Raw genomic sequence first — 26621 nt, forward strand, 5'->3', positions numbered from 1 at the left:
CCACTTTATTTTTCCCGGATTTTTACGTTATGTCTCACCGCGACACGCTTTTTTCTGCGCCTATCGCCAGTCTGGGTGACTGGACCTTTGATGAACGGGTAGCTGAAGTCTTCCCGGACATGATCCAGCGTTCCGTTCCCGGCTACTCAAACATCATTTCAATGATTGGTATGCTGGCCGAACGTTTCGTGCAACCCCACTCACAGATCTATGATCTGGGCTGCTCTCTGGGCGCTGCGACGCTCTCGGTGCGTCGCAATATTCATCATGATAATTGCAAAATTATCGCCGTCGATAATTCCCCGGCGATGGTCGAACGTTGCCGCCGCCATATTGATGCCTATAAAGCACCGACTCCGGTCGAGATTGTCGAGGGAGATATTCGCAACATCACTATTGAAAACGCCTCTATGGTGGTGCTGAATTTTACCCTGCAATTCCTTGAGCCGGCTGAGCGCCAGGCATTGTTGGATAAGATTTATCAGGGGCTGAATCCCGGTGGCGCACTAGTGCTGTCAGAGAAATTCAGCTTCGAAGATACCCACGTTGGCGAACTGCTGTTCAACATGCACCACGACTTCAAACGGGCAAATGGCTACAGCGAACTGGAAATCAGCCAGAAGCGCAGCATGCTGGAAAACGTGATGCTGACCGACTCTGTTGAAACTCACAAAGCGCGTCTGCGCAAGGCCGGCTTTGAACACAGCGAACTGTGGTTCCAGTGCTTCAATTTTGGTTCTCTGGTAGCGCTCAAAGCTGAGGTTTCTGCATGATCGACTTTGGTAACTTTTATCAGCTAATCGCCAAGAATCATCTTTCTCATTGGCTGGAAACACTACCGGCGCAAATTGCCGCCTGGCAGCGAGATCAACATGGCTTGTTTAAGCAGTGGTCGAACGCGGTCGAGTTTTTACCGGAGCTGACGCCACATCGTCTGGATTTACTGCACAGCGTGACCGCCGAAAGTGCAGAGCCACTGAGTGAAGGGCAGCGCAAACGCATCGATACCCTGATGCGTAACTTGATGCCGTGGCGTAAAGGGCCCTACTCGCTGTACGGTGTGAATATCGATACCGAATGGCGCTCTGACTGGAAATGGGATCGCGTTTTGCCGCATCTGTCTGATCTAACCGGGCGAACCATTCTTGATGTTGGCTGTGGCAGCGGATACCACATGTGGCGCATGATTGGCGCAGGTGCGCATCTGGCGGTGGGGATTGATCCTACGCAGCTGTTCCTGTGTCAGTTTGAAGCGGTACGTAAGCTTTTAGGCAACGACCAACGCGCACACCTGCTGCCGCTGGGTATTGAGCAGCTTCCGGCGCTAAAAGCATTTGATACCGTTTTCTCGATGGGCGTGCTTTATCACCGCCGTTCTCCGCTGGAACATCTCTGGCAGTTGAAAGATCAACTGGTACAAGATGGTGAACTGGTGCTGGAAACGCTGGTGGTCGAAGGTGACGAAAACACCGTGCTGGTGCCGGGTGACCGCTACGCGCAAATGCGTAACGTCTATTTTATTCCTTCTGCGCTGGCGCTTAAAAACTGGCTGGAAAAATGTGGATTTGTGGATGTGCGTATCGCTGACGTGAGTGTTACCAGCACAGAAGAACAGCGCCGTACCGAGTGGATGATTACCGAATCACTGGCCGACTTCCTTGACCCGAACGACCACAGCAAAACGGTTGAAGGCTACCCCGCCCCATTACGTGCGGTTTTGATTGCGCGTAAACCGTAATGGATTGCCAGATAGCTGTTACGTATAGCACCACTTCTCCAAAATAGTTCAAGTTGCAGCAAGGCAGCCAACACCGCTGCGGCTTGGAATATGAAGGAGAAAAAAAGGCCCCTGTTGAAATTGCAGGGGCCTGGTACGAGCAAGCATCATATTGGGCGACATGATGCAACGGTAAAAATCAGCTGGCCTGATGGCATGCAATGATTGCTTTCATTTCAGCAACCGCCGCCCCGTCTACCGCATAGCGGGAATATTCATCCGCTTGTGCATCCGAAGACATCGACAACCCCGAATTGCGATAACGCATGGGTGAAGCCAGCCATACTCCGGCAGAACTGTGGACTTCCTGCACTCCGGCGTCGAGGAACTGCGACAAATTCGCGGCGCGAACCCCCGCTCCGGCCATAATGATTGGAGCACCCTCCTGCGCAATAAGTTCCATTATTTTTGTTAAACCTTGCTGTGCGTCTGATTTTTGACCAGAAGTCAGTACTCTTGCGATGCCCAATTGAGATAAATTTTTCAGTGCATTTAATGGGTTAGAACACATATCAAAGGCCCGGTGAAAGGTGACGCTTAACGGGCCGGCGGCAGCCATTATTTTTTCCATACGCGGCATATTGATATTGCCATCGACATCTAATACGCCGGTCACCACCCCTGAGAACCCCAACTCTTTGACCATAGCGATATCATCAAGCATCGCGGCAAATTCCCCATCGGTATAACAAAAATCCCCCCCACGCGGACGGATAATTGGGTTAACAGGGATGGAAACGTGCTGACGTACTGACCGCAATACGCCCAGAGACGGCGTTAAGCCTCCCTCCTTGGGGGCAGAGCAAAGTTCTATGCGATCCGCGCCATATTGCTGCGCTGTGCGCGCACACTCCATGCTGTAACAGCAGATTTCCAGCAATGCCATACTCACTCCTGTTGTTCGCTTGCCACAATCGCTTCAATTGACCACGGATGAAACTTGATGGTCACATTACCATCGCTAACCGCCAGCGTCGGATTCGGTAAACGCTCACGCTCTCCTTTCGGCGAACTGGTCTTGACGAATATTCCCGGCTGACTTAATCCCTCATCACACAGCAGTGCCAGTGCCCGGGTATTAAGTAATTCCGGGTCGCCAGGCAGAACGATTTCAATATGCTCCCAACCCTCGTGCGGGTAACGCTTCTCACCCGGCCATGGCAACTCGACAACTGTAAACTGCCAGTGTGCTACACAAACCGGCCCATTCAGTTTGAACAGGCAAATGGGTCTGCCGTTAATGATATTTTCCGACAGCAGTTCGCCACACTGTTCGAATCCCCGGCGCCAGCGCTCTGCGGTAGTATTTTGATGACAGCGCAGAGAAATGTGATCGGCTTCAAGCGATGAGATATCCAGACCAAGACGGGTGGAAAGCTCCGTTAACGCCTGAGTGAAATGCGGTAAATCTGCGGAAATATCATGCAGTTCTTCAACAGTCTGCCAGTTAGCCATATTGAATGCTCATATCCATATTCAAAGCCGCTAATTTACTCTGTTGCGCAGCCCCATCCAACTGCTGATTTTTTCAGATACAACATGAATAATTATACGTAATTACATTGTTTATATTTCAGTCAGCCGGCGACACTCGCAATGCTGACGGCAACGGCCATTTGCAGTATACTCCCGCCCTAAATTCTTAAACTGGTGCGGTGTACATCAACCCGCTTCATAAATGTAAGGTATTCCGGTGAATATTCAGGCTCTTCTCTCAGAAAAAGTCAGTCAGGCCATGATTGCTGCAGGCGCGCCTGCAGATTGCGAACCGCAGGTTCGTCAGTCAGCAAAAGTACAGTTCGGCGACTATCAGGCCAACGGCATGATGGCAGTTGCTAAAAAACTGGGTATGGCGCCGCGACAACTTGCAGAGCAGGTGCTGACTCATCTGGATCTCAACGGGATTGCCAGCAAAGTTGAAATCGCTGGCCCGGGCTTTATCAACATTTTTCTCGATCCGGCATTTCTGGCGCAACACGTCCAGCAGGCGCTGACTTCCGAGCGTTTGGGCGTCACCCAGCCCGCTAAACAAACCGTTGTCGTCGACTACTCTGCGCCTAACGTGGCGAAAGAGATGCACGTTGGTCACCTGCGCTCTACCATCATCGGTGACGCGGCGGTACGTACACTGGAGTTCCTTGGTCATAATGTGATTCGCGCGAACCACGTCGGTGACTGGGGTACGCAGTTCGGTATGCTCATCGCGTGGCTGGAAAAACAACAGCAGGAAAATGCCGGAGAGATGGCGCTGGCCGATCTTGAAGGTTTCTACCGCGATGCAAAAAAACATTACGACGAAGATGAAGAATTCGCCGAGCGCGCCCGTAGCTATGTGGTGAAATTGCAAGGTGGCGATGCCTATTTCCGCGAGATGTGGCGCAAGCTGGTGGACATCACCATGTCGCAGAACCAGTTAACCTACGATCGTCTGAACGTCACTCTGACGCGCGATGACGTGATGGGTGAAAGCCTGTACAACCCAATGCTGCCTGGCATTGTTGCTGACCTGAAAGCCAAAGGTCTGGCCGTTGAGAGTGAAGGCGCAACCGTTGTATTCCTTGATGAGTATAAAAACAAGGAAGGCGAACCGATGGGCGTTATCATTCAGAAGAAAGATGGCGGCTATCTCTACACCACGACTGATATCGCTTGTGCGAAGTATCGTTATGAAACGCTGCACGCCGATCGTGTACTGTATTACATCGACTCCCGCCAGCATCAGCATTTAATGCAGGCATGGACTATCGTGCGTAAAGCCGGTTACGTGCCAGACTCCGTACCACTGGAACACCACATGTTCGGTATGATGCTCGGTAAAGACGGTAAACCGTTCAAAACGCGTGCCGGCGGTACGGTAAAACTGGCCGATCTGCTGGATGAAGCGCTGGAGCGCGCACGTCGCCTGGTGGCTGAAAAGAACCCGGACATGCCTGCCGACGAACTGGAAAAACTGGCGAATGCGGTCGGTATCGGCGCGGTGAAATATGCAGATCTGTCAAAAAACCGTACTACCGACTACATCTTCGACTGGGACAACATGCTCGCCTTTGAAGGCAATACCGCACCGTATATGCAGTATGCCTACACCCGTGTGCTGTCAGTTTTCCGTAAAGCGGATATCGATGAAAGCGCGCTTGCCAGTGCGCAGGTCATTATCAGCGAAGATCGCGAAGCCCAGTTGGCGGCCCGCCTGCTGCAGTTTGAAGAAACACTGACCGTTGTTGCGCGCGAAGGTACGCCGCACGTGATGTGTGCCTACCTGTACGACGTTGCCGGTCTGTTCTCTGGCTTCTACGAACATTGTCCAATCCTCAGCGCTGAAAACGAAGAGATCCGTAACAGCCGCCTGAAACTGGCACAGTTAACGGCGAAAACGCTGAAACTGGGTCTGGATACACTGGGTATCGAAACCGTAGAACGCATGTAAGCATATTAAAAAATACCAGGCCTGAGTTCGTAATCCGGACTCAGGCCTTTTTTATTTCCGGACATGCTGGTCTGAAACAATTCACAAGGAATGACACATTTCCATCGAGAGATGGAACATCTTTTGTCTGTTATCCCGTTTCAGCCTCCGTATCATTAGGCGGCGAATTAATCGGGTACGGGTCAATGACATTCAGAGATTTTGCAGCGGAAGAGAAACTCTTTCAGCGACGGGTAATGGTGGCCTTTGGCCTGGTGGTCATCTGTTTTGGCATCCTTGTCTATAACCTCTACAACTTACAAATTCGCGAGCACCAGTATTACACCACCCGCTCGAATGCCAATGACATCAAAATGCTGCCTGTCGCCCCAACACGCGGCATCATTTACGATCGCAACGGTATCCCACTGGTACGCAACGTCACCTGGTACGATATTTCAGTTACCCCTTATAAGATCAACGACATGGATACACTGCTAAAACAGTTAACGCCAATTGTTGACCTTACTGCGGATGATATTGACCAGTTTCGCCATGATCTGAAATCCAGCAGCCGCTATCGCCCTGTGGTGCTTAAAAATGCGCTGACCGATGTGGAGATCGCCCGCTTCTCGGTTAACCAGTTTCATTTCAGCGGCGTCACCATCAACAGCTATGAAGATCGCCAGTACCCTTATGGTGCAGAGCTGGCGCATGTACTCGGCTATGTCTCTAAAATCAACGACAGCGATCTAAAAGCGCTGGATAAAAAAGGGCTGGCAGAAAATTATGCCGCCGACCATAACATCGGCAAACAGGGAATTGAGCACTACTACGAAAACGATCTGCACGGTAAAACCGGGTATCAGGAAGTGGAAGTGGATAACCACGGACGCATTGTGCGCTTGCTAAAAGATGTACCGCCTGTCGCCGGTAAGGATGTTCATCTGACGCTGGATTTACACTTACAGGAATATATTGAGAGCCTGTTGGCAGGTCAGCGTGCCGCCGTACTGGTTGAAGATCCGCACGACGGCTCAGTGCTGGCCATGGTGTCGAATCCCAGCTACGACCCGAATCCGTTTGTAAAAGGCATTAGCTACCAGGACTATAACAAGCTACTACAGGATAAAGACCTGCCGCTGATAAACCGCGTCACGCAGGGGTTGTATCCCCCCGCCTCAACCGTAAAACCATACATGGCAATGTCAGCCTTATTGAGCGGAGTAATCACGCCACAAACCAGCTTCTTCGGCGCCCCGACCTGGACGCTACCCGGCACTGAACGCCATTACCGTGACTGGAAAAAAACCGGTCACGGTATGCTGGATGTGACCAAAGCAATAGAAGAATCTGCCGATACATTCTTCTATCAGGTGGCATATATGATGGGCATAGACCGGATACACAACACGCTCAGTCAGTTTGGCTACGGTAAACCCACCGGCATCGATCTCGATGAAGAGTACGACGGTCTGTTACCAAGCCGCGACTGGAAACAGCGGGTACATAAAAAAGCCTGGTATCAGGGTGATACGATTTCAGTCGGCATTGGTCAGGGTTACTGGATAGCCACGCCGATCCAGATGGTGAAAGCCATGGTGGCGCTAATTAACAATGGGAAAGTGATCTCCCCTCACCTGTTACAAGATGAAGAAAGCGGCCAATCCGTCACACCTTATCAGGCACCAAAAACGTCAACACAAATTGCCTCTGCCGCATCTCCCTATTGGGGGCTGGTGCGTCAGGCGATGTTTGGCATGGCGAATGAACCGAACGGCACGGGTTACAAATTTTTCCACACCGCGCCCTATGGTATTGCCGCTAAAAGTGGCACATCACAGGTTTTTAGTTTGAAGGAAAACCAGACCTACAATGCGAAGATGATCCCCATCCGCTTGCGGGATCATGTGTTCTATACCGCTTTTGCTCCGTATAAAAACCCGAAAGTCGCAGTGGCGTTGATTCTCGAGAACGGCGGCAGCGACGGTGTTACCGCAGCACCGATAATGCGTCAAATCATGGATCATCTGTTTGCGCCGCAGGAGAGCAACACACCATCAGATGCCACAGCAACACCAGGCCCGATCATTGCGGCGTCATCGGGCCTCGCCATCAAAAATACTTACGCAAGTATTCGGTAAGACACAACATCGCCATCGCCTGTCCATAAGGCATCGAGGTCAGCGGGATATGGCGATAAAAATCGAGGTTGTGCCCCATCCCGGTACCAAAGGAGGTTTGCAGCAGTTCACCTTCCGGCGAAATATGTTTCACAATGCCTCTGATGGCCTTCTCCGCCACAGCCGCGTATTCCTGACCGACATAGCGTTTACGCACTGCTTTCAGGATCCCATAAGCAAACCCCGCAGTGGCCGAGGCTTCCAGATAAGAGTGCGGATCGTCCAACAACGTATGCCATAAACCACTCTCATCCTGACATTTCGCCAAAGCTGCAATCTGCGCGTTCAACACCTGTACCAGATAGCGGCGAACCGCATTATTTTCCGGTAAATCTACCAGTTCAAGGAAGTCAGGAATAACGATAGTTAACCAGCTGTTCCCGCGCGCCCAGCGCGCGTTGGCGAAGTTATGATGCCCTTCATAGTTCCAGCCGTGAAACCACAGCCCCGTTTCTTTATCCATCAGGTTTTGTACATGCAACAGGAACTGATACGTCGCTTCTTCGACATACTCTGGTCGGTTGAGCAATTGACCAATCTTCGCCAACGGTAAAACCGTCATCATCAGCGTGTCATCCCACATCTGCTGATGATTCTCTTCCGCCAGCGTAATGTGCTGCATGCCGCCGAAGTCAGTACGCGGCATTTCATACATTGCCCACTCAGCCCAGGAATCAAGCCACGGTAAATAAGCGGGATTACGCGTTTCTTCATAGCGATATGCCAGCGTTAAAAACGGTGCCATGGTGTTGACGTTTTTGGTGGTAGCCCCTTCAGCAAAGCGGTCGGCAAACCAGCTGTCGATGGTATCGCGCATCGTTTCATCGCCAGTTTGCTGATAATACTGATACATTCCGTACAAGCCGACACCGTGCGTCCACTCCCATCCAGCCCATCCTTTGGTATCAATGACGCGTCCATCGTCCAGTCGCAACAAGAACTCACCTGTTTGATCATTGATATTGACCAGGTTATGGGTCACCTTCTTAATAAGGTTTTTTAATTCATCTCTGGCAATAAAGTGTTCTGGCTGACGCAACAACGGACTGTGTTTCACCGGGTAAACAATCATCTACTTAACCTCTGTGCAATGTCGAATTCAATGCTGTGCCATGTTCCAGCCGTGACGCAGCAGGTTTATTACGATTCAGGTAACCAATATTGTTATTACCCCAAAGCGATTCATACGGCATGCCCGACAGCATCTCTACGGTAGCGCGAACCTGTGGCGTGAGCGTTTCCGGCATCGCCCGACCCGACTCACGCATTTTCGCAGTCTCTTCACGCAGGATGCTATGCGTTTGCAGGTTTAGCTTGAAACGCAGGGAAACGAGGAATCCAAGCGCCAGAACAATCAGCGTCCCGCAGCTCAGGATTAACAAGATGGTATGGCTGACCGCCGCAGGTTGCGTGCTTTGACCTGATACAAATCCAGACATCTGCATGACAATCCCCACCAGCATGACGGCTCCCGCCTGTGAGGCTTTGCGCGTTAGCGTCATAATGCCCGCGAAGATCCCTTCGCGACGCTGACCCGTAATCACCTCATCAACATCGGCAATATAAGTGTAGGTATTCCACGGTACGTAATTGATGCCGCCACGCCCCAGACCAGCCATGGCGGAAACCAGCAACAATAAGGTATAAATATCGCTCAACCCGGCGTAATAGAGCACTGCGTAAGAGAGTGAACTCAAACCGAACAGCACAACCACCATTCGGTAAGACGGCGCAGGTCCAAAGCGGATGCACAGCGGTATCATGGCGATAACCGCAATAAACTGGAAGATAGCCATCGTCCCCAGCAGATTCGAGGCCATTGAGGCATCCTGCATCAGCACGAAAACAACGTAATAAGTAAAGACTGCATTAAAGACGTCCTGCGCGATGTAGCCACCCAGATACATGCCCAAATGTTGGCGGAAAATCCTGACCCGCAGCGTCGAACTTAGCTCGACAAACAGACGGTTCATACTCTGACCAAAGCTCAGGCTTTTCTTCTCTTCTTCAGCCCGAAGCGCGGCTTCGGTCCATTCCTCACGCGGACGCTCCCAGGTAAAAAACCATACGAAGGTTAGCATCAGCGCACACAGCACCGAAAACACCAGACTCGCATAGAAAAATGAAACAGGGTTGTCTTTACCAAACAGAGTGAGCAGCACTCCCGGTAAGAACGAGGCAAGAATGGCTGACATTTGCGCCATTGAAATGCGTGCACCAGAAAACTTGGTTTTCTGTTTAAAGTCATCCGTCATTTCCGGTACCAGTGTTTCATAAGGCACCAGAATCATGGTGTAGACCACATCAAACAGCAGATAAGTCAGCAGGTAATACCAGAACCCCATATCGCCAACCCACATTAGTGAGTAGCTAAAAACACAGGGAATACCCAGAAGAATAAAGAATTTACGGCGGCCAAAACGCTTGCCAAGCCAGGTCGAACCAAAATTATCCGTTAAAAAACCCATTAACGGGCTAACCACCGCATCCAGCACCCTGGCGGTGGCAAAAATAAACGTCGCCTCGATAGGTGTCAGTCCACAGAAGGTAGTGTAGAAATAGAGTAACCATGCGGCGGTTAGCGCCGTTGTCCCCGCTCCTAAAAAGTCACCTGAACCGTAAGCAAAATAATTTACCAGACTAATTTTACGCGTGTTCATTGCCGTTACCCCTGCAAATTAATGGGAGGCCCCGCAATCCTCGTTTTGACATTGGGCATCCTTACAGGGTCACAGTAAAAGCTAACAGCAAGTGAAACCTTTCTATTTCTGCCAGCAATTCTGACGAAATGGCAACAGCACAAAGAGTCCGGCAACGTACGTCACCTATTTTATAAAACAGCGTTTCTTTTTAATCAAAGAGGTAGGTCAAAATTGCGAGGAAGCCAGCAGTTTCATCTGCTGGCTGATATAACGAAGGGAATTAACGGTAGTTCACAATCACCTGGTTACTTTGAACCTGCAAAGCCGGGATCAGACGTCCGCCACCGGGGACTTCCCAGACAAAATGCATCGGCTCAACGGCGGGAACATTGTTAAACCCGTGAGTCGTCCCGCTTTGCCCGTCAAGCTCGACACAGCGGGACTGAGAACATAAACGTACCCGTAATCCCGCAGGTGTTGGACCATTCAGCTCGTAACGCCAGGCTACCAGAGTCATCAACCCGGAAACTGGCTGGCTGGAGACAAGCGGTGCTGATGAGGCTGACTCACCACGATAATTTAAGGTAATGCCCATACCGCTTGCCTGCCAGGCGCCTTCTCCGGCGGCCTGCACCGCCAGAGGAAAGAGTAACAGCCAAAGAAACTTGCGCATTATTTACCCCCAATGGTCGCAGTCATGCGGATATGGCGGTTATCGGACAGCTCCATGTTCGACAGCACCACCAGTTGCGGTATGCTGCGACGTAGAAAGCGGGCCAGTAACGGACGCAATGCATGATTAACCAGCAGTACCGGCGGCGCACCCAGCATCTCCTGACGTGATAATGCTTCCTGAGTCTGCGCCAGAAGTCGGTCTGCCAGCCCTGGCTCCAAACCACCACCGCCCTGCAATGCTTGCAACAGCAAACGCTCAAGTGGCGTATCAAGGCCAATAACCTGAACTTCTTCGTTACCCGGGAACCACTGCTGAGTGATCGCCCGCCCCAGCGCAACACGCACCACGGCGGTAAGTTCATGCGGATCGTTCTGTAAAGGCGCGTGCTCTGCCAGCGTTTCGAGAATGGTGCGCATATCTCGAATGGGCACTTTTTCATCCAACAAATTCTGCAGAACTTTATGCAGCGTGGTCAGCGTCACGACGCCTGGCACTAAATCTTCAGTCAGTTTTGGCATCTCCTGCGAAACGCGATCCAGCAGCTGTTGCGCCTCCTGACGACCAAACAGCTCGGCGGCGAACTGACCAATCAAGTGATTAAGGTGGGTGGCGACGACGGTACTGGCTTCCACAACCGTAAAGCCCTGAATTTGTGCCTGTTCTTTTAGCGCGCTTTCAATCCAGATAGCATCCAGACCGAAGGCCGGGTCGACCGTTTTTTCGCCTGGCAGCGACCCGGCTGCCGTACCAGGGTTGATTGCCAGCCAGCGCCCCGGATAGGCGTCACCGCTGCCAATCTCAACGCCTTTCATCAGAATGCGATAGCGGGCGGGTTGCAGATCCATATTGTCGCGGATGTGTACCACCGGCGGCAGGAAGCCCATATCCTGGGCAAACTTCTTGCGAATGCTGCGAATTCGCCCCAGTAGCTCGCCATCCTGCTGAAAGTCCACCATCGGGATCAGGCGATAACCAACCTCCATTCCCAGAGAATCTTCCAGTTGCACATCGTTCCATGTGGCTTCCACCACCGAGTTATTTTCCGGCATCTTCACCGACTGAGGTTCCTCTGGCGCTTTTTTCTCACGACCGCGCAACCACCAGGCAAGGCCCAGCAACGCTGCGGTAAACATCAGAAATACCAGATTGGGCATCCCCGGAACCAGACCCAATAAGCCGAGTACCGCAGCACTGAGCAACATGACGCTGGGGTTACTGAACAGCTGGGTAACCATCTGTTCACCGACGTCCTGATCGGTACTCACGCGGGTTACGATAACGCCCGCCGCCGTAGAGATAACCAGAGCAGGGATTTGCGCAACCAGTCCGTCACCGATAGTCAACAGGGTATAACTTTCTGCCGCGCTTCCCATGCTCATGCCATGTTGCAAAACCCCTACCAGCAAACCGCCGATCACGTTGATAACCATGATCAAAATACCGGCGATGGCATCTCCGCGCACGAATTTACTCGCACCGTCCATTGAGCCGTAAAAATCCGCTTCCTGCGTCACTTCTGAACGACGTTTTTTAGCCTCGTCTTCACCAATAAGTCCGGCATTCAGATCGGCGTCAATTGCCATCTGTTTGCCCGGCATCCCGTCCAGCACAAAGCGCGCGCCGACCTCGGCAATACGCCCGGCACCTTTGGTGATCACCATAAAGTTGATAATGACGAGAATAACGAAGACCACGATACCGATAGCAAAGTTACCGCCAACCAGAAAGTGACCAAAGGCCTCTACTCCCTTTCCCGCCGCTGCCGAGCCGGTATGACCTTCCATCAAAATAATACGTGTAGATGCAACGTTCAGCGCAAGGCGTAACAATGTAGTGAACAGCAAAATCGTCGGGAAGGCGGCAAATTCCAGCGTACGCTGGGTAAACATAGCCACCAGCAGTACCATGATCGACAGCGCAATGTTAAAGGTAAACAATAAGTCGAGGATGAAAGCCGGCAGCGGCAGCACCATCATCGACAGGATCAGCAGGATGAGGATCGGCCCGGCAAGAATTTGCCATTGCGTGGATTTCAGATTGTTGGGCAGACGCAGCATCGCGACCAGATTAGCCATCAGTATTCTTCTCGTTCATGAAATCCAGTGCTTCTGGCACTGGAAGATTTCCAGGTTGTGGTGGACGCGTTCCGCCGGCCAGACGCCAGCGTTTTAGCTGCCATACCCAGGCCAATACTTCCGCGACGGCCGCATACAATTGGCCAGGTATTTGCTGACCAATATCAGCATGGCGATATAGCGCACGCGCCAGCGGCGGTGCTTCTAAAGTGGGAATACGATGCTCAGCGCCAATTTCACGAATACGCAAGGCCACCAGCCCTGCGCCTTTGGCAATGACTCTTGGCGCACTCATTTTATTTTCGTCATACTGCAAGGCGACCGAGTAGTGCGTGGGGTTGGTCACGATAACATCCGCTTTCGGCACATCCGCCATCATGCGACGCTGCGCTGCGGCACGCTGCATTTGGCGAATTTTTCCCTTCACATGCGGATCACCTTCACTTTCTTTAAACTCATCGCGAATATCCTGGCGTGACATCCGCAGCTTTTTAATGTGGCTATAAATCTGGAAAAAGACGTCAAACCCCACCATCGGAATGACCCCAAGCACCACCAGGAGCGCGCACATACCGACTAAATCCAGGGCATTACCCATCGCCGTCACCGGCGACTCGGCCATCAGACGCATCATCTCCGGCCAGTTATGCCAGAGATAAAATCCGGTTACGCTGCCAACCAGCGTGGATTTCAATATCGCTTTTAACAACTCCGCCCCGGTTTGCGCTGAAAACATGCGCTTAATACCCGGCAGCGGATTTAACTTCGAGAATTTGGGTTGCAGCGATTTACCACTGAAGATCAAGCCTCCCAGCATCACCGGAGAGATCAAAGCCACCAGAACCACGCCGGTAATCAGCGGTAACAGCGCAACCATGGCATCTTTAATCAGCAGGATGATTTGGCTGAGGATCAGGTTAGGGTCATTGACCATACTGTGATCAAAGCGCAGACCGGCAGACAACATTCCGGCCAGTTTACGGGCAAGCGACTCCCCACCGATCCAGATAATGCACACGCCCACCAGCAAAATAAGCAGTGAGGTAAGCTCTTTGGAACGGGGGATCTGCCCCTCTTCCCGCGCTTTTTCAAGTCGGTGGGGTGTGGGGGCTTCTGTTTTGTCGTCGTCGCTTTCTTCTGCCACGCATCAGACCCTGGATCGAGAGATAGGCGAGAATGATGCCAGAACAGTAATCCAGCAATGGGAAGAGTAAGCGGTAAAAAAGATGGGATTTATAGCTTTAACGCCAATTGGCAGCTCCGGCCTACATGCAAGTGTAGGCCGGATAAGATGCACGGACATCTCCATCCGGCAAATACGTATCAGAATCCGAGACTATCCAGCAGGTCGTCCACCTGATCCTGGCTTGCCACCACGCCGGCTTTCGAAGTATCAACCTGTGGGCCGTTGAGCAAGCTTTCGTTTTCGCGTTTTGGACGAGCGCCCTGCTCCGGAATATTCTCCAGCAGCACCATCAGCAGTTGACGCTCAATTTCCTGAATAACATCCATCATACGCTTGATAACCTGACCGGTCAGATCCTGGAAATCCTGCGCCATCATGATGTCCAGCAATTGGGCGTTGGTAAAGCTGGTATGACCGGGGACATCGCCCAGGAACTGTCGGGTGTCAGTGACCAGTTCACGGGCATCGGACAGCTCAATAGGATTTTCGAACCATTCATCCCAGCGTTTGGTCAGGGCTTTGGCCCCTTTTTCCATCGCATCCTGGTGCGGCTGCGAGGCTTCCACGCTGTTCAGTGCGCGCTCTGCCGCTTGCGCGGTCATCTGTACAACATAATCCAGACGATCGCGCGCATCGGGAATCGCTTCCGCCGCTTCTGCAATCGCCTGATCCAGCCCCAGTTCACGCAGGCTGTCACGCAGCATTCGGGTTAAACTACCGATGCGCGCGATGATATCCCCTGCTGAATGTTCATCAACAGGTTTAATTTGTGGTTGCATCATCATCACACCCTCACATGCCCAGTTTCTCAAAGATTTTATTGAGTTTCTCTTCCAGCGTCGCTGCCGTGAAAGGCTTCACAACATAACCACTGGCGCCAGCCTGTGCTGCCGCAATGATGTTTTCTTTCTTCGCTTCAGCTGTCACCATCAGCACCGGCAGGGAGGACATGCCACCATCTGCACGAATAGTTTTCAGCAGTTCCAGACCGTCCATATTGGGCATATTCCAGTCGGAAATGACAAAACCAAACCCACCCGCCTGCAGCTTGTTCAGCGCATCCACGCCGTCCTCAGCTTCTTCAACATTGTTGAATCCCAGCTCTTTAAGCAGGTTACGCACGATGCGACGCATGGTGGAAAAGTCATCCACAACCAAAAATCTCAGCTCTTTATCCGCCATAAAATACTGCTCCTCATTAAATACGTATTGCCTGTCCGGCACTGATTTTCGCCAGCATCTGCTGGCTTACCTGGCTAAGATCGACCACTTCGCTCACGCCACCCATATTGATGGCCTCGCGCGGCATGCCGAACACCACACAACTTGCTTCGTTTTGCGCGATAGTCCAGGCGCCAGCCTGGTGCATCGCTAACATTCCGGCTGCGCCATCGTTACCCATCCCCGTGAGGATCACTCCCACGGCATTGCGCCCCGCGTGTTTTGCTACCGAATGAAACAGCACATCCACAGAAGGCCGGTGCCGGTTCACCGGCGGGCCATCATGAATTTTGATCTGATAGTTGGCCCCGCTGCGGGCCAGCTCCATATGTTTGTCGCCAGGTGCGATATACGCATGCCCGGGTAAGACGCGCTCCCCGTCTTCTGCCTCTTTCACGCTGATCTGACACAACTTGTTCAGACGTTCGGCAAACGACCGGGTAAACCCAGGCGGCATATGCTGCGTGATAATCACCGCCGGACTGGAAAGCGGCAGTGGTTGCAGTACATGGCGTATAGCTTCCGTTCCCCCGGTCGATGCGCCAATGGCGATCAGTTTTTCAGAACTGAGCAGCGGCACAGCTTTCAGCGTCGCCGGTGCAGAAATCGGCTTATGCGCCGCCAGACGCGCGCGCGATGCGGTACGAACTTTCTCCGCAATCATCTCGCTATAGGCCAGCATCCCTTCACGGATCCCCAACTGTGGCTTGGTGACAAAATCAATAGCACCCAGCTCCAGCGCCCGCAGCGTCACTTCAGAGCCTTTTCCGGTCAAAGAAGAGACCATCACCACCGGCATCGGACGCAAACGCATGAGTTTCTCGAGAAAATCGAGACCGTCCATGCGCGGCATTTCCACATCCAGGGTCAGGACATCGGGATTGAATTTTTTGATCAAATCCCGGGCTACCAGCGGATCCGGCGCAGTTGCGACCATTTCCATATCACTGTGGCTGTTAATAATCTCGGTCATGATTTGACGCATCAATGCGGAGTCATCGACCGACAATACCCTGATTTTACTCATGCTTTATCCTTACCTAGCGCATACACCGTCTGTCCGCGCAGGCTAAACTCGCGCACGAGGTTGCTAAAGTTTTCTGAATGACCGGCAAATAACAGTCCGTCAGGTTTAAGGAGTGGAACAAAACGGTGCAAAATGTCCTGTTGAGTCGTTTTATCAAAATAGATCATGACGTTACGACAAAATATGGCGTCGAATGGACCGGGCACGTTGTATTTTTTATCCAACAAATTCACACTGGAAAACTCAACATGACTCGCCAGTTCTTGTCGTACACGGACCAGTCCTTCATGTGGCCCGGTACCGCGCATGAAATAACGCTGCAGCTGCTGTGGCGACAGGGTTTTCAGTTCATCAAGGCGATAAATTCCGTTTCTGGCCTTTTCCAGCACTTCAGTATCAATATCGCTGGCAAAAACGCGCCAGCGCCCCGGCGCCATACCTAAGGTATCAGCCAGCGTAATTGCAATACTGTAGGGTTCTTCCCCTGTAGACGCCGCCGCGCTCCAGACGCGGTATTCACCGTTGCGTCGACGAGCGTGGTCAGACAGCACCGGAAAATGATGCCCTTCGCGAAAAAAAGCGGTCAGATTGGTGGTCAGGGAGTTAATAAAGGCCTGCCACTCAGCACTGTTCTGGTTAGCTTCCAGCATGCTGAGATAACGACCAAAATCATCCAGTTCCAGGGTACGTAACCGACGAACCAGGCGGTTATAAACCATGTCCCGCTTGTGGTCGGCCAACACGATCCCCGCGCGCTGGTAGATTAATTGACATATCCGACGAAAATGCGCGTCAGACAGCGCGAGGCGCTGTGTCATCTGTAACAATAATGACGTTTGCCCGGAGGGCAGAGATGATGTCATAGCGCCTTCTCAATCACATTCAGGATACAACAGGTACAACCTTTGGCTGCGCCAGTTCTCGTTGTACTACGGTTTGCTCTTCAAGCTTAAAAAACGCGACGCAAGCTGAGAGATGATCGGCCTGATCGGCCAGTTGCCCGGTAGCAGCGGCTGCCTCTTCGACCAGTCCGGCGTTTTGCTGCGTCACCGAGTCCATTTGGCTGACGGCCTGCGCCACCTGCTCAATTCCTCTACGTTGTTCATCGGAGGCCGAGGCAATCTCCCCCATAATGTCGTTAACCCGGGTAACCGAGCTGACAATCTCTGTCATAGTGCGCGCCGCCATATCCACCAGTTGCGATCCCTGATGCACACGGGTGACGGACTCCTCAATCAGTCCTTTGATTTCTTTCGCAGCCTGCGCGCTGCGGCTGGCCAGATTACGAACTTCCCCAGCCACCACGGCAAAGCCACGCCCCTGTTCACCTGCACGGGCGGCTTCTACTGCGGCGTTGAGTGCCAGAATGTTGGTCTGAAAAGCAATGCTGTCAATCACGCCGATAATATCGCCTATCTTTTGCGAACTGGCTGTAATCTCATGCATCGTACTGGCGACTTTAGCCGTCTGTTCACCGCCTTTGTGCGCAGTGTCTGCGGCACTTTTCGCTATTCCGGATGCCTGGCGCGCATTATCGGCATTCTGTCCAACGGTGGCGGTAAGCTGTTCCATACTGGCTGCTGTTTGTGCCAGCGATGCAGCCTGCTGCTCGGTACGCGAAGACAAATCGTTATTGCCCATCGCTATCTCCGAGATCCCGGTATGCATCGCGGAACTGCCCTGGCGAACATCATTCACCGTTGTGCGCAGCGCCTGTTGCATCGACTTCAGGCTGGCAAAAATAGCTGATATTTCATTACGGCCATACACCGCAACCGGTCGTGCGAGGTTCCCCGCCGCGATGCTGTCGAAATGACTACCAATAATAGCCAGCGGCTGCACAATCATTTTGCGTGACCAGAACAATCCCGCGGTTGTTAACAGTACTGCCAGCACCAGCATGCTGGCGAAAATCACCGCCGACATATGGTAATTACGCTGGCTATGTTCCCCTGCCGTCTGCAAAACACGGTCAATGTTGCTCTGCCATGCATTAACGTTCTTATCAAAATCGTCCTGAGACGCCTGCACTGGCGCAGTCAAAAAATCTGACAACTGATTACTTTCAAGCCAGGTCGCCTGATGCTCCAGATCGCTATGCCACTGGATGAAACTTTTCTCCGTCGCGTTTTGTAGCGCGTTCCCTTCTCCCGCATTCTGAGTCGTCGCCATAAAACGTTTAAACAGCAATCCAGACTGCGCCAGGCTATCTCGCGCAAGGATCATCAGCGCTTTAATCTCCTCTGGCGGATAGCTAAGAGCAGTCAGCGTCCCGGCCTTGTTTAACGCTGTACTGGCCTGTAATAACACAGCGCGGGTTTGCGCCAACGCAGCGCGTTGCTGATTACTCTGTTCGACCTGATTGAGACTCTGAAAACCGTCCCGAAATGCCCAGAAAGACAAGCCATTACTGCCAATCTGCAAAACACCGCAGAGGATTAAAATCAAAAACAGCGTGGTCGAAATTCGAATACGATTAAACATCAACGCTCCCATCAGGCGGCGCGGGCCGCAGTTCAACTATCAGTCAAAATGTTTCCCAATTAGTGTCTTGTTCGGTAGCCGTCTGTCGCGGATGCGACGCCGGAGCCGTTGTTGCAGAAGGCCGGGTATCACGCAATTTAGCCGACACTGGACGTGATGCCAGGCGGAAGGTTGATACGGACTGGGTTAAGCGACTGGCCTGTTCTTCCAGTGCTGCTGCAGCGGCGGCGGACTCCTGCACCAGCGAGGCGTTCTGTTGCGTCACGCGGTCCATCTCAGATACGGCAAGCGCAACCTGGTCTATCCCGCGACTTTGTTCATCAGAAGCCGAAGCAATTTCACCCATAATGTCAGTGACGCGCGTCACTGCATTGACGATGTCATTCATGGTTTCTCCGGCGCTTTCTACCAGAACAGAACCGGTATCGACCCGCGAGACAGAATCTTCAATTAAGGCTTTAATCTCTTTCGCCGCCTGCGCGCTACGGCTCGCCAGGTTACGCACTTCTCCCGCCACCACCGCAAAACCACGGCCCTGCTCACCTGCACGGGCGGCTTCTACCGCTGCGTTCAACGCAAGAATGTTGGTCTGGAATGCGATACCGTCAATGACGCTGATGATGTCGGCAATTTTCTTCGAACTGTCGGCTATTTCGTGCATGGTGTTAACCACACCATCAACCACTTTGCCGCCATGTTGGGCCGTATCGGAGGCGCTTTTCGCCAGTTGAGATGCCTGACGCGCGTTATCCGCGTTTTGCTTAACAGTTGCCGTAAGCTGCTCCATGCTGGCTGCGGTTTCTTCCAGCGCAGAAGCCTGCTGCTCAGTACGGGATGAAAGGTCAGTGTTGCCACTGGCAATTTCACTGGTGCCGGAATAAATCGCATCGGATCCTTCACGCACCAGCGTTACCGTTTCAATCAGCGAACGCTGCATATGATCGACTGTGCTTGCCAGTTCGCCGATTTCATTACGCCCGCTGACGGTCAGCGATGTTGTTAAATTACCGCTGGCAATCTCACGAATATGGGCAATAACGCGGGACAACGGGTTGAGCAAGGTATGACGTATGCCGTACCAGACCACCACCAGAATCAGCACCAGTACCACGGCCAGAATACCGAGCTGCCACTGGGCAAAGTGGTAATCCCGTGCGCTTTCATCAAAAGCATGCAGGTAGAGTTTTTCGCTAACGCTGGCATATTTTCCTAACGCTTCACCGAGGGCGTTTTGCATCCCCTGAGTAGGCTGAGCGAAATATGCATCCATATTGCCGCTTTCCAGGAACTGAACCAGCTCCACTAACGCCGCATGATACTGCTGATATTTCTCATCAACGTTGCCGCTGGCTTCTGCCATATCAGGCAAAGGAGTGATGTTTTTAAAGTTTGCGTAATGCGCTTCTGCTTGCGCCAATGTGCCTTTCGCATTCTTCAGCAGATCGTTTTTCGCGCTGCTCTGCTGATTAGATGCGTCCATCATCATGCGCGCCGATGAACGGCTCAGGTTAATGCGCGTTTGCAGCATTAAGTCCCATGTTGAGGTGAGTTCACTTTGCTGCTGTCGAAGATCGTTTGAAATAACAAAACTTTGCTGGTTCTGTTGCAATGACGAGAACAACAGACCACCGGAAACAAGCTGTAGCAGTGCGAAAACCCCCAGCACCATCATCAGCATTGTTACAACGCGGATACGGTTAAACATAAGGCACCTTCCTGAAAACGAGTTATCAACGTTATCGGCACTCACTGAGATAACTTTACGTTTGCGAAAAGGAAAACCTGGGGGAAATGAACGGCTGAGGCTGATGTGAAGACATTAACGTGCTGACGCCACAAATCGCCAACAAATAAACACCATAATTATCATGTGTATAACACGAGAAAACGGTTATTACGACGACTAACTGACCATCACTGAATGCCACTATGTGATTTCGATCACATAATCACGCCTCAAATACCACAACAAAATGGATAAAAAATTAAAAAAAGTTGTATCCGAGTACGCTTTAATTCAATTTATATGATGAATATTTCGTTACCACTTAATAAGTATAAAAAATGAGTAACCGAACAATAAATGTTAAATCCTGAGAGGGCTTTTTAGTGGCAAGTGCAAACAAACTCACGTTGTTTATCGTGATCTTCATGCTGGCGGGGATCCTGTCGGGCGCGGTGATCCACTCCTATGCCTCCCCAGGTGTCGTTACCACCTGGGCTGATAATATTACACTGCTTACCGACATCTTCTTGCGGCTGATTAAAATGGTCATCGCACCTTTAGTCTTTAGCACGCTGACTGTCGGTATCATGCGCCTGGGAGAAACGTCGACTATTGGGCGCGTTGGCGGTAAAGCGATGATCTGGTTTATCAGTTCCTCTGTACTGTCTATTCTGGTAGGCCTTTTCGTTGTCTCCCTTGAGCAACCGGGAAGCGGGCTGAACCTGGCGATTCCGCTGGAAGCAACGGATACCGGTCTGGCCGTCGGTGGTATGAGCCTGAAAGGTTTTCTGTCTCATACCATCCCAACCAGCATTGCCGACGCCATGGCAAACAATGAGATCCTGCAAATCGTCGTGTTCTCAATGTTCTTCGGTATCGGTGGGGCATCGCTGGGTGAGAAATTTAACGCGCCGCTGGTCGCTGCGCTGGACGTGGTTTCCCACATTATGTTGAAGGTGACGGGTTATGTTATGTACGTCGCGCCGCTGGCTATCTTCGCCGCTATCTCTTCCGTCATTGCCACGCAGGGATTGGGTATTCTGCTCAACTACGCCTCATTTATTGGCGGCTATTACGTCGCCATCCTGCTGACCTGTCTGGTATTGCTGGCTGTAGGTTATATCGTGCTGAAGAAAGAGGTGTTCCGGCTGGTCAGCATGCTGAAAGATCCGGTGTTAGTCGCCTTCACTACCAGCAGCTCAGAGGCAGCCTATCCGAAAACACTGGAACAGTTAACGACGTTTGGCTGCTCCCGCAATATTGTGTCGTTTGTGCTACCCATCGGCTATTCGTTTAACCTGGTCGGCTCGATGGTGTATTGCTCATTTGCCTCAATGTTTATCGCTCAGGCCTATAACATCCACCTCTCATTCGCGGAAATTACCGTACTGATGCTAACGCTGATGTTGGCTTCAAAAGGGATTGCAGGTGTGCCACGCTCAGCGCTGGTGGTACTGGCTGCGACCATTCCGAACTTCAATATTCCGGTTGCAGGGATCCTGTTACTGATGGGTATTGACCACTTCCTCGATATGGGACGTTCGGCGATTAACGTTTTAGGCAACGGGATCGCTACGGCAATGCTGGCGAAGGATGAAGGTTTACTACAGGAAGAACCCGAGCTGGTTGAGCAGAAAGTGTAAGGTGTAAAAAAGCCGGGTATCGCTAACGCTTACCCGGCCCTTTGAAATATGCCACTGTGTTCCGGCTTTATTTATGCCACGTGATTAGCCGCAATATCCAACAACGCCATCTCTTCGCTGTTAAGCAACTTCTCAATATTTACCAGAATCAGCATCCGATCGCCCAGCGCGCCCAGTCCGGTCAGGTATTCCGTTGACAGCGTGACCGCAAATTCCGGCGCAGGACGGATTTGATCTGTAGTCAGCGACAACACATCAGAAACACCATCAACCACAATACCCACCACACGTTGTCCCAGATTCAGTACAATCACTACGGTGTTCTCGTTGTAATCAACATCGCTCTGGCTGAACTTCACACGCAGGTCAACGATCGGCACAATCACACCGCGCAGGTTAGTGACCCCTTTAATAAAAGAAGGTGTATTGGCGATACGCGTGACCTGATCGTAGCCACGAATTTCCTGCACTTTCAGGATATCGATACCGTACTCTTCATCCCCCAGCGTGAACACGAGGAATTCCTGACCTGACGGTTCGCCGGCCAGTTTAGTTACATTACTCATACCGGTCATATTATTCCCTTTCTTACTCAATCAGGCGGCTGTGATCGCCACACGTTGTTCGCGGTTTAACCCCTGCAATGCAGAAACATCGACAATCAGCGCGACACTACCGTCGCCGAGGATCGTTGCAGCAGAGATGCCAGGCACTTTGCGGTAGTTGCTTTCCAGGTTTTTTACCACCACCTGGTGTTGACCAATTAACTGATCAACCAACAGCGCGTATCGACGCCCCGCGCTTTGCAAAATCACCACGATGCCCTGAGTCGCTTCGGTTTTTGCACCTTCGACTTCAAAGACTTTCCACAACTCAACCAGCGGTAGATATTCGCCGCGCACTTCCAGAACACGTTCTCCCCCGGCCAGCGGATGGAGATCTTCTTCGCGGGGTTGCAGTGATTCCATGACGGCATTCAGCGGCAGAATAAACACCTCATCCGCCACGCGGACGGACATGCCATCAAGGATAGCCAGCGTTAGCGGCAGCAAAATCCTGATAGTCGTACCTTGGCCTTGTTTTGACTGGATCTCAACATGTCCTCCCATCTCCTGGATATTACGCTTCACCACATCCATACCGACACCACGGCCGGAAACATCCGTTACCTGTTCGGCGGTCGAGAAACCAGGCGCGAAGATCAGCATGCCGACTTCGTCATCGCTCATGTTGTCGTGGATCGGCATCCCCTGGGAGATAGCTTTCGCCAGGATACGCTCACGGTTCAAGCCTGCGCCGTCGTCGGTAACTTCAATACAGATATTCCCGCCCTGGTGTTCAGCAGAAAGCGTCAAATTACCGATCGGACTTTTCCCGGACTCGAGGCGTTTTTCCGGCAGTTCAATACCGTGATCAAGGCTGTTACGCACCAGGTGCGTCAGCGGATCGATAATGCGCTCAATCAGACTCTTGTCGAGTTCAGTAGAGCTACCAATCTGCGTCAGCTCGACCTGTTTACCCAGTTTGCCCGCCAGATCGCGAACCAGACGAGGGAAACGGCTGAAGACGTACTCCATAGGCATCATACGAATCGACATCACCGATTCTTGCAAATCGCGGGCGTTACGTTGTAACTGACCCATGCTGGTGATGAGATCGCCGTGATTTACCGGATCCAATTCGTTAGAACGTTGGGCCAGCATCGACTGCGTAATCACCAATTCACCGACCAGGTTAATCAACTGATCGACTTTCTCTACCGCTACGCGAATGCTGGTTGACTCACTCGCACGAGCAGGTTTTTCACGTTCCGCACGTCCATGTTGCGGTTCACTGGCGGCCGCTTTAACCGCTGGCACCGGGGCAACCGGCTGCGGCTCGTCGACGACGGCAACCGCTGCAACTTCCGCTTCAGCAGGTGCTGAAGTGACGGTTTCAAATTCAATCTGATCGGCTTCGATCACGAAGCAGAGCACGGCGATAATGTCATCTTCTGCGAGGTCACCATCGAGCGTTGCCGACAGCGAATCGCTTCCCTTTACCACATCCGTCAAGGTCGCCAGATTCCCCAGTTCCTCTTCCAGTAAATCTACTTCACTGGCTTTCAGACGCGAGAGAACAATACGTTTTTTGACCTCTTCACCTGCTGTCGGGGCGTCTGGTGCCATCGCCTCTTCCTGCATCGCCGCACTGTCAACAACGCTCAGTTTGGCGGAGTTGACGACCGCCGGTGCGGTTTCGCCTTTGGCTTCGAGCGCTAACTGTCGTAACGCATTACAAATGTACTCAAAGCTGGCGGCATCCGGCTCCTCTGAGTTTTTATAGGCGTCGAGCTGTTCCTGCATAATATCTTTCGTTTCCAAAAACAGGTTGATAATGTCGGCATTGAGCTGCATCTCGCCACGCCGCGCTTCATCCAGCAGGTTTTCCATTAAATGGGTCGTTTCCTGCAAAATAGTAAAGCCGAAGGTGCCCGCGCCGCCTTTAATCGAGTGCGCTGCACGAAAAATGGCATTCAGTTGTTCGGAATCCGGGGCTTCAGGAACCAAATCAAGCAGGTGCTGCTCCATGTCGGCCAACAGTTCGTCAGCTTCATCAAAAAAGGTCTGATAAAAATCGCTAATATCCATGCTCACGCTATCACCTCGGATTGGCTGGTGGCGATGTGGGAACGCTTGCCGACGGCATTGCCGCAGGCTGTTGTAATACACTTACCGGCTCATTCTGGCTTTCAGCGTTTTCATGCAAAATGGCCTCTTCCGCCTGCTTATTGAGTACCAGCAGACTTATACGGCGGTTGATGGCGTCCTCAGGACCGCGATCGCTCAGACGCATCGTGGCGGCCATGCCTACCACCCGTAATACTTTTCCCGTGTCCAGGCCTCCGCTGACCAGCTCGCGACGCGATGCATTGGCGCGATCGGCAGACAACTCCCAGTTGCTGTACCCTTTCTCACCGTTGGCATAAGGATAATCATCCGTATGGCCGGAGAGACTGATGCGGTTAGGGATCCCATTCAGGACAGGTGCAATGGCTCGCAGGATATCGCGCATGTAAGGCTCAACCTCGGCGCTGCCAGTCTTAAACATCGGGCGGTTCTGGCTGTCGATAATCTGAATCCGCAGCCCTTCCTGAACTAAATCAATCTTCAAATGCGGACGTAGCGCTCGCAGTTTAGGATCGGACTCGATTAACTGGTCCAGATCACCGCGTAATTTACTCAAGCGACTCTGCTCCATGCGCTTTCTCAGGTCATCGATATTCGGCTGCTTATTCACTTCACCCTGTTGCTGGGTGTAATCGTCCCCGCCGCCAGGTATTGGGCTTTGGCTATTCGAAATACGATTTCCACCGGTCACCGCAGTGGCCAGAGGGGTACGAAAATACTCTGCAATCTGGATCAACTCTTTCGGGCTGGAAATGGAAATCAGCCACATCACCAGAAAGAAGGCCATCATCGCAGTCATAAAATCGGCGTAGGCAATTTTCCATGAACCATGCGCCCCACCGCCGTGATTTTTATGTTTTCGTCGTTTTACGACGATAATAGGATGGGCCTGATTTTTCATGCGTCCTCGGTCGTTTGCTGCGGAGTCGGGTTTCTCACCGCACGAACATGTTCTTCCAGTTCGATAAACGAAGGACGCTCACTGGAATACAGCGTTTTACGACCAAATTCGACGGCAATAGGAGGGGCATAGCCATTCAGGTTTGAGAGCAGAGTGATCTTCACGCACTGCATCATTTTGGTCGTTTCAGCACTCTTCTGGCGCAGTACGCTGGCAAGCGGAGAAATGAATCCATAGGCCAGTAAAATACCGAGGAAGGTTCCTACCATGGCGTGCGCAATCAGCGCACCCAGTTCAGCCGCCGGACGATCGGCTGAGGCAAGTGCATGCACAACGCCCATAACTGCCGCCACGATACCGAATGCGGGTAAAGAATCACCGACCATCGCCAGGCTGTTGGCCGGGACTTCAGCTTCACTCTCATGAGTCTCAATTTCTTCGTCCATCAGGGCTTCAATTTCAAACGTATTCATATTGCCGCTGATAATCAGGCGCAGGTAATCGACGATAAAATCAAGCATGATGGCATCCGCGAGGATGCGCGGATAACTGGCGAAAATTTCACTTTCTTTTGGGTTTTCAATATCACGCTCGAGCGAGAACATGCCCTGCTGACGAGACTTGGCCATCAGGCGATAAAGCAGTGCCAGCAGATCCATATACATGGCTTTGGTGTATTTCGAGCGACGAAAAAGCAACGGGATCGCTTTCATCGTCCCTTTGATGGCTTTGCCGTTATTGCCGACGATGAATGCCCCAATACCCGCACCACCGATGATCACCAGCTCAGCCGGTTGATAGAGTGCCCCAAGGTGTCCGCCGGTCATCATATAACCGCCGAAAACTGTACCAATAACAACCAGGTAACCTAATAAGATAAGCACGACATCATCCTTTCGCAATTGACTATGACAGGATGCGCAGTCGGGCAGTTAACTCAGAGGTCAGGACAAAAAAAAGCAGCGGTAATCTCTTACCGCTGCTGGAGTGTTTATCCACACCGTA

22 protein-coding genes are annotated in these 26621 nt (G+C 52.0%); 5 read left to right on the forward strand and 17 right to left on the reverse strand.

The window, feature by feature from the left end:
• Nucleotides 1-29 precede the first annotated feature (29 nt).
• A complete protein-coding gene (gene cmoA / locus LG384_RS13640; RefSeq protein ID WP_045444142.1) occupies nucleotides 30-773 on the forward strand; it encodes a carboxy-S-adenosyl-L-methionine synthase CmoA in 744 nt (247 codons plus the stop codon).
• A complete protein-coding gene (gene cmoB, locus LG384_RS13645; protein WP_045444145.1) occupies nucleotides 770-1738 on the forward strand; it encodes a tRNA 5-methoxyuridine(34)/uridine 5-oxyacetic acid(34) synthase CmoB in 969 nt (322 codons plus the stop codon). Before cmoA ends, cmoB begins: the two co-directional genes overlap by 4 nt.
• 178 nt (nucleotides 1739-1916) lie before the next feature.
• Here the strand turns inward: cmoB and cutC are convergent, their stop codons facing one another.
• Both cutC and LG384_RS13655 read right to left on the reverse strand, forming a co-directional pair.
• The gene (gene cutC / locus LG384_RS13650) at nucleotides 1917-2663 is read right to left on the reverse strand and encodes a copper homeostasis protein CutC (protein ID WP_225761083.1); all 747 of its coding nucleotides are present in this window, start codon (nucleotides 2661-2663) and stop codon (nucleotides 1917-1919) included.
• Between the two features lie 2 nt (nucleotides 2664-2665).
• Nucleotides 2666-3232 carry a VOC family protein gene (locus LG384_RS13655; protein ID WP_225761084.1) on the reverse strand — a complete coding sequence of 189 codons (567 nt, stop codon included), beginning with the start codon at nucleotides 3230-3232 and terminating at the stop codon, nucleotides 2666-2668.
• Between the two features lie 238 nt (nucleotides 3233-3470).
• On the opposite strand from LG384_RS13655, the gene argS reads away from it, so the two are divergent.
• A complete protein-coding gene (gene argS, locus LG384_RS13660) occupies nucleotides 3471-5204 on the forward strand; it encodes an arginine--tRNA ligase (RefSeq protein ID WP_048221257.1) in 1734 nt (577 codons plus the stop codon).
• A gap of 185 nt (nucleotides 5205-5389) precedes the next feature.
• Nucleotides 5390-7327, forward strand: a complete 1938-nt coding sequence (gene mrdA / locus LG384_RS13665) for a penicillin-binding protein 2 (protein WP_225761085.1) — start codon at nucleotides 5390-5392, stop codon at nucleotides 7325-7327.
• On the opposite strand, the gene LG384_RS13670 is transcribed toward mrdA, so the two are convergent.
• The 11 genes from LG384_RS13670 to tar form a co-directional block, all read right to left on the reverse strand.
• Nucleotides 7299-8438, reverse strand: coding sequence for a glycoside hydrolase family 105 protein (locus LG384_RS13670; protein ID WP_200042322.1), 1140 nt, complete (start codon nucleotides 8436-8438; stop codon nucleotides 7299-7301). The genes mrdA and LG384_RS13670 overlap by 29 nt on opposite strands.
• A gap of 4 nt (nucleotides 8439-8442) precedes the next feature.
• The gene (locus tag LG384_RS13675) at nucleotides 8443-10026 is read right to left on the reverse strand and encodes an MFS transporter (RefSeq protein ID WP_045444160.1); all 1584 of its coding nucleotides are present in this window, start codon (nucleotides 10024-10026) and stop codon (nucleotides 8443-8445) included.
• Nucleotides 10027-10288: 262 nt separating this feature from the next.
• Nucleotides 10289-10681: a flagellar protein FlhE gene (gene flhe / locus LG384_RS13680; RefSeq protein ID WP_045444162.1), complete on the reverse strand. Its 393-nt coding sequence runs from the start codon at nucleotides 10679-10681 to the stop codon at nucleotides 10289-10291.
• Complete coding sequence (gene flhA, locus LG384_RS13685; RefSeq protein WP_225761086.1) at nucleotides 10681-12759, reverse strand: flagellar biosynthesis protein FlhA; 2079 nt, start codon at nucleotides 12757-12759, stop codon at nucleotides 10681-10683. The genes flhe and flhA overlap by 1 nt, the downstream gene beginning before the upstream one ends.
• Nucleotides 12752-13903 (reverse strand): flagellar biosynthesis protein FlhB, encoded by a 1152-nt coding sequence (gene flhB / locus LG384_RS13690; RefSeq protein ID WP_045444166.1) that lies wholly within the window; start codon nucleotides 13901-13903, stop codon nucleotides 12752-12754. Before flhB ends, flhA begins: the two co-directional genes overlap by 8 nt.
• A gap of 179 nt (nucleotides 13904-14082) precedes the next feature.
• Nucleotides 14083-14727, reverse strand: coding sequence for a protein phosphatase CheZ (gene cheZ, locus LG384_RS13695; RefSeq protein WP_045444169.1), 645 nt, complete (start codon nucleotides 14725-14727; stop codon nucleotides 14083-14085).
• 10 nt (nucleotides 14728-14737) lie between these two features.
• A complete protein-coding gene (cheY, locus tag LG384_RS13700) occupies nucleotides 14738-15127 on the reverse strand; it encodes a chemotaxis response regulator CheY (protein ID WP_045444172.1) in 390 nt (129 codons plus the stop codon).
• A gap of 16 nt (nucleotides 15128-15143) precedes the next feature.
• The gene (gene cheB, locus LG384_RS13705; protein ID WP_045444175.1) at nucleotides 15144-16193 is read right to left on the reverse strand and encodes a protein-glutamate methylesterase/protein glutamine deamidase; all 1050 of its coding nucleotides are present in this window, start codon (nucleotides 16191-16193) and stop codon (nucleotides 15144-15146) included.
• Nucleotides 16190-17056, reverse strand: coding sequence for a protein-glutamate O-methyltransferase CheR (gene cheR, locus LG384_RS13710; protein ID WP_045444179.1), 867 nt, complete (start codon nucleotides 17054-17056; stop codon nucleotides 16190-16192). Before cheR ends, cheB begins: the two co-directional genes overlap by 4 nt.
• Nucleotides 17057-17075: 19 nt before the next feature.
• Nucleotides 17076-18677 (reverse strand): methyl-accepting chemotaxis protein IV, encoded by a 1602-nt coding sequence (gene tap, locus LG384_RS13715; protein ID WP_048221253.1) that lies wholly within the window; start codon nucleotides 18675-18677, stop codon nucleotides 17076-17078.
• A 43-nt stretch (nucleotides 18678-18720) separates the two neighbouring features.
• Nucleotides 18721-20382, reverse strand: coding sequence for a methyl-accepting chemotaxis protein II (gene tar, locus LG384_RS13720; RefSeq protein ID WP_225761087.1), 1662 nt, complete (start codon nucleotides 20380-20382; stop codon nucleotides 18721-18723).
• Between the two features lie 404 nt (nucleotides 20383-20786).
• Between tar and LG384_RS13725 the strand changes: the two genes are divergently transcribed.
• The gene (locus LG384_RS13725; RefSeq protein ID WP_045444186.1) at nucleotides 20787-22046 is read left to right on the forward strand and encodes a dicarboxylate/amino acid:cation symporter; all 1260 of its coding nucleotides are present in this window, start codon (nucleotides 20787-20789) and stop codon (nucleotides 22044-22046) included.
• A gap of 71 nt (nucleotides 22047-22117) precedes the next feature.
• Here the strand turns inward: LG384_RS13725 and cheW are convergent, their stop codons facing one another.
• The 4 genes from cheW to motA are packed head-to-tail and all read right to left on the reverse strand — an operon-like array spanning nucleotide 22118 to nucleotide 26500.
• Entirely contained in the window at nucleotides 22118-22621 is a 504-nt protein-coding gene (cheW, locus tag LG384_RS13730) for a chemotaxis protein CheW (RefSeq protein WP_045444189.1), read from the reverse strand.
• A 21-nt stretch (nucleotides 22622-22642) separates the two neighbouring features.
• Nucleotides 22643-24676, reverse strand: coding sequence for a chemotaxis protein CheA (cheA, locus tag LG384_RS13735; RefSeq protein ID WP_200012867.1), 2034 nt, complete (start codon nucleotides 24674-24676; stop codon nucleotides 22643-22645).
• Nucleotides 24677-24686: 10 nt separating this feature from the next.
• Nucleotides 24687-25616, reverse strand: coding sequence for a flagellar motor protein MotB (motB, locus tag LG384_RS13740; protein WP_045444198.1), 930 nt, complete (start codon nucleotides 25614-25616; stop codon nucleotides 24687-24689).
• Nucleotides 25613-26500 carry a flagellar motor stator protein MotA gene (motA, locus tag LG384_RS13745; protein ID WP_045444201.1) on the reverse strand — a complete coding sequence of 296 codons (888 nt, stop codon included), beginning with the start codon at nucleotides 26498-26500 and terminating at the stop codon, nucleotides 25613-25615. The genes motB and motA overlap by 4 nt, the downstream gene beginning before the upstream one ends.
• Between the last annotated feature and the right edge of the window lie 121 nt (nucleotides 26501-26621).

This window comes from Citrobacter sp. Marseille-Q3906, assembly GCF_916618775.1.
GTDB lineage: Bacteria > Pseudomonadota > Gammaproteobacteria > Enterobacterales > Enterobacteriaceae > Citrobacter > Citrobacter murliniae.

Coding starts and splice junctions, on each gene's coding strand:
- cmoA (WP_045444142.1), top strand. CDS start 30: ATGTCTCACCGCGACACGCTTTTTTCTGCGCCTATCGCCAGTCTGGGT.
- cmoB (WP_045444145.1), top strand. CDS start 770: ATGATCGACTTTGGTAACTTTTATCAGCTAATCGCCAAGAATCATCTT.
- cutC (WP_225761083.1), bottom strand. CDS start 2,663: ATGGCATTGCTGGAAATCTGCTGTTACAGCATGGAGTGTGCGCGCACA.
- LG384_RS13655 (WP_225761084.1), bottom strand. CDS start 3,232: ATGGCTAACTGGCAGACTGTTGAAGAACTGCATGATATTTCCGCAGAT.
- mrdA (WP_225761085.1), top strand. CDS start 5,390: ATGACATTCAGAGATTTTGCAGCGGAAGAGAAACTCTTTCAGCGACGG.
- LG384_RS13670 (WP_200042322.1), bottom strand. CDS start 8,438: ATGATTGTTTACCCGGTGAAACACAGTCCGTTGTTGCGTCAGCCAGAA.
- LG384_RS13675 (WP_045444160.1), bottom strand. CDS start 10,026: ATGAACACGCGTAAAATTAGTCTGGTAAATTATTTTGCTTACGGTTCA.
- flhe (WP_045444162.1), bottom strand. CDS start 10,681: ATGCGCAAGTTTCTTTGGCTGTTACTCTTTCCTCTGGCGGTGCAGGCC.
- flhA (WP_225761086.1), bottom strand. CDS start 12,759: ATGGCTAATCTGGTCGCGATGCTGCGTCTGCCCAACAATCTGAAATCC.
- cheZ (WP_045444169.1), bottom strand. CDS start 14,727: ATGATGCAACCACAAATTAAACCTGTTGATGAACATTCAGCAGGGGAT.
- cheY (WP_045444172.1), bottom strand. CDS start 15,127: ATGGCGGATAAAGAGCTGAGATTTTTGGTTGTGGATGACTTTTCCACC.
- cheB (WP_045444175.1), bottom strand. CDS start 16,193: ATGAGTAAAATCAGGGTATTGTCGGTCGATGACTCCGCATTGATGCGT.
- cheR (WP_045444179.1), bottom strand. CDS start 17,056: ATGACATCATCTCTGCCCTCCGGGCAAACGTCATTATTGTTACAGATG.
- tap (WP_048221253.1), bottom strand. CDS start 18,677: ATGTTTAATCGTATTCGAATTTCGACCACGCTGTTTTTGATTTTAATC.
- tar (WP_225761087.1), bottom strand. CDS start 20,382: ATGTTTAACCGTATCCGCGTTGTAACAATGCTGATGATGGTGCTGGGG.
- cheW (WP_045444189.1), bottom strand. CDS start 22,621: ATGACCGGTATGAGTAATGTAACTAAACTGGCCGGCGAACCGTCAGGT.
- cheA (WP_200012867.1), bottom strand. CDS start 24,676: ATGGATATTAGCGATTTTTATCAGACCTTTTTTGATGAAGCTGACGAA.
- motB (WP_045444198.1), bottom strand. CDS start 25,616: ATGAAAAATCAGGCCCATCCTATTATCGTCGTAAAACGACGAAAACAT.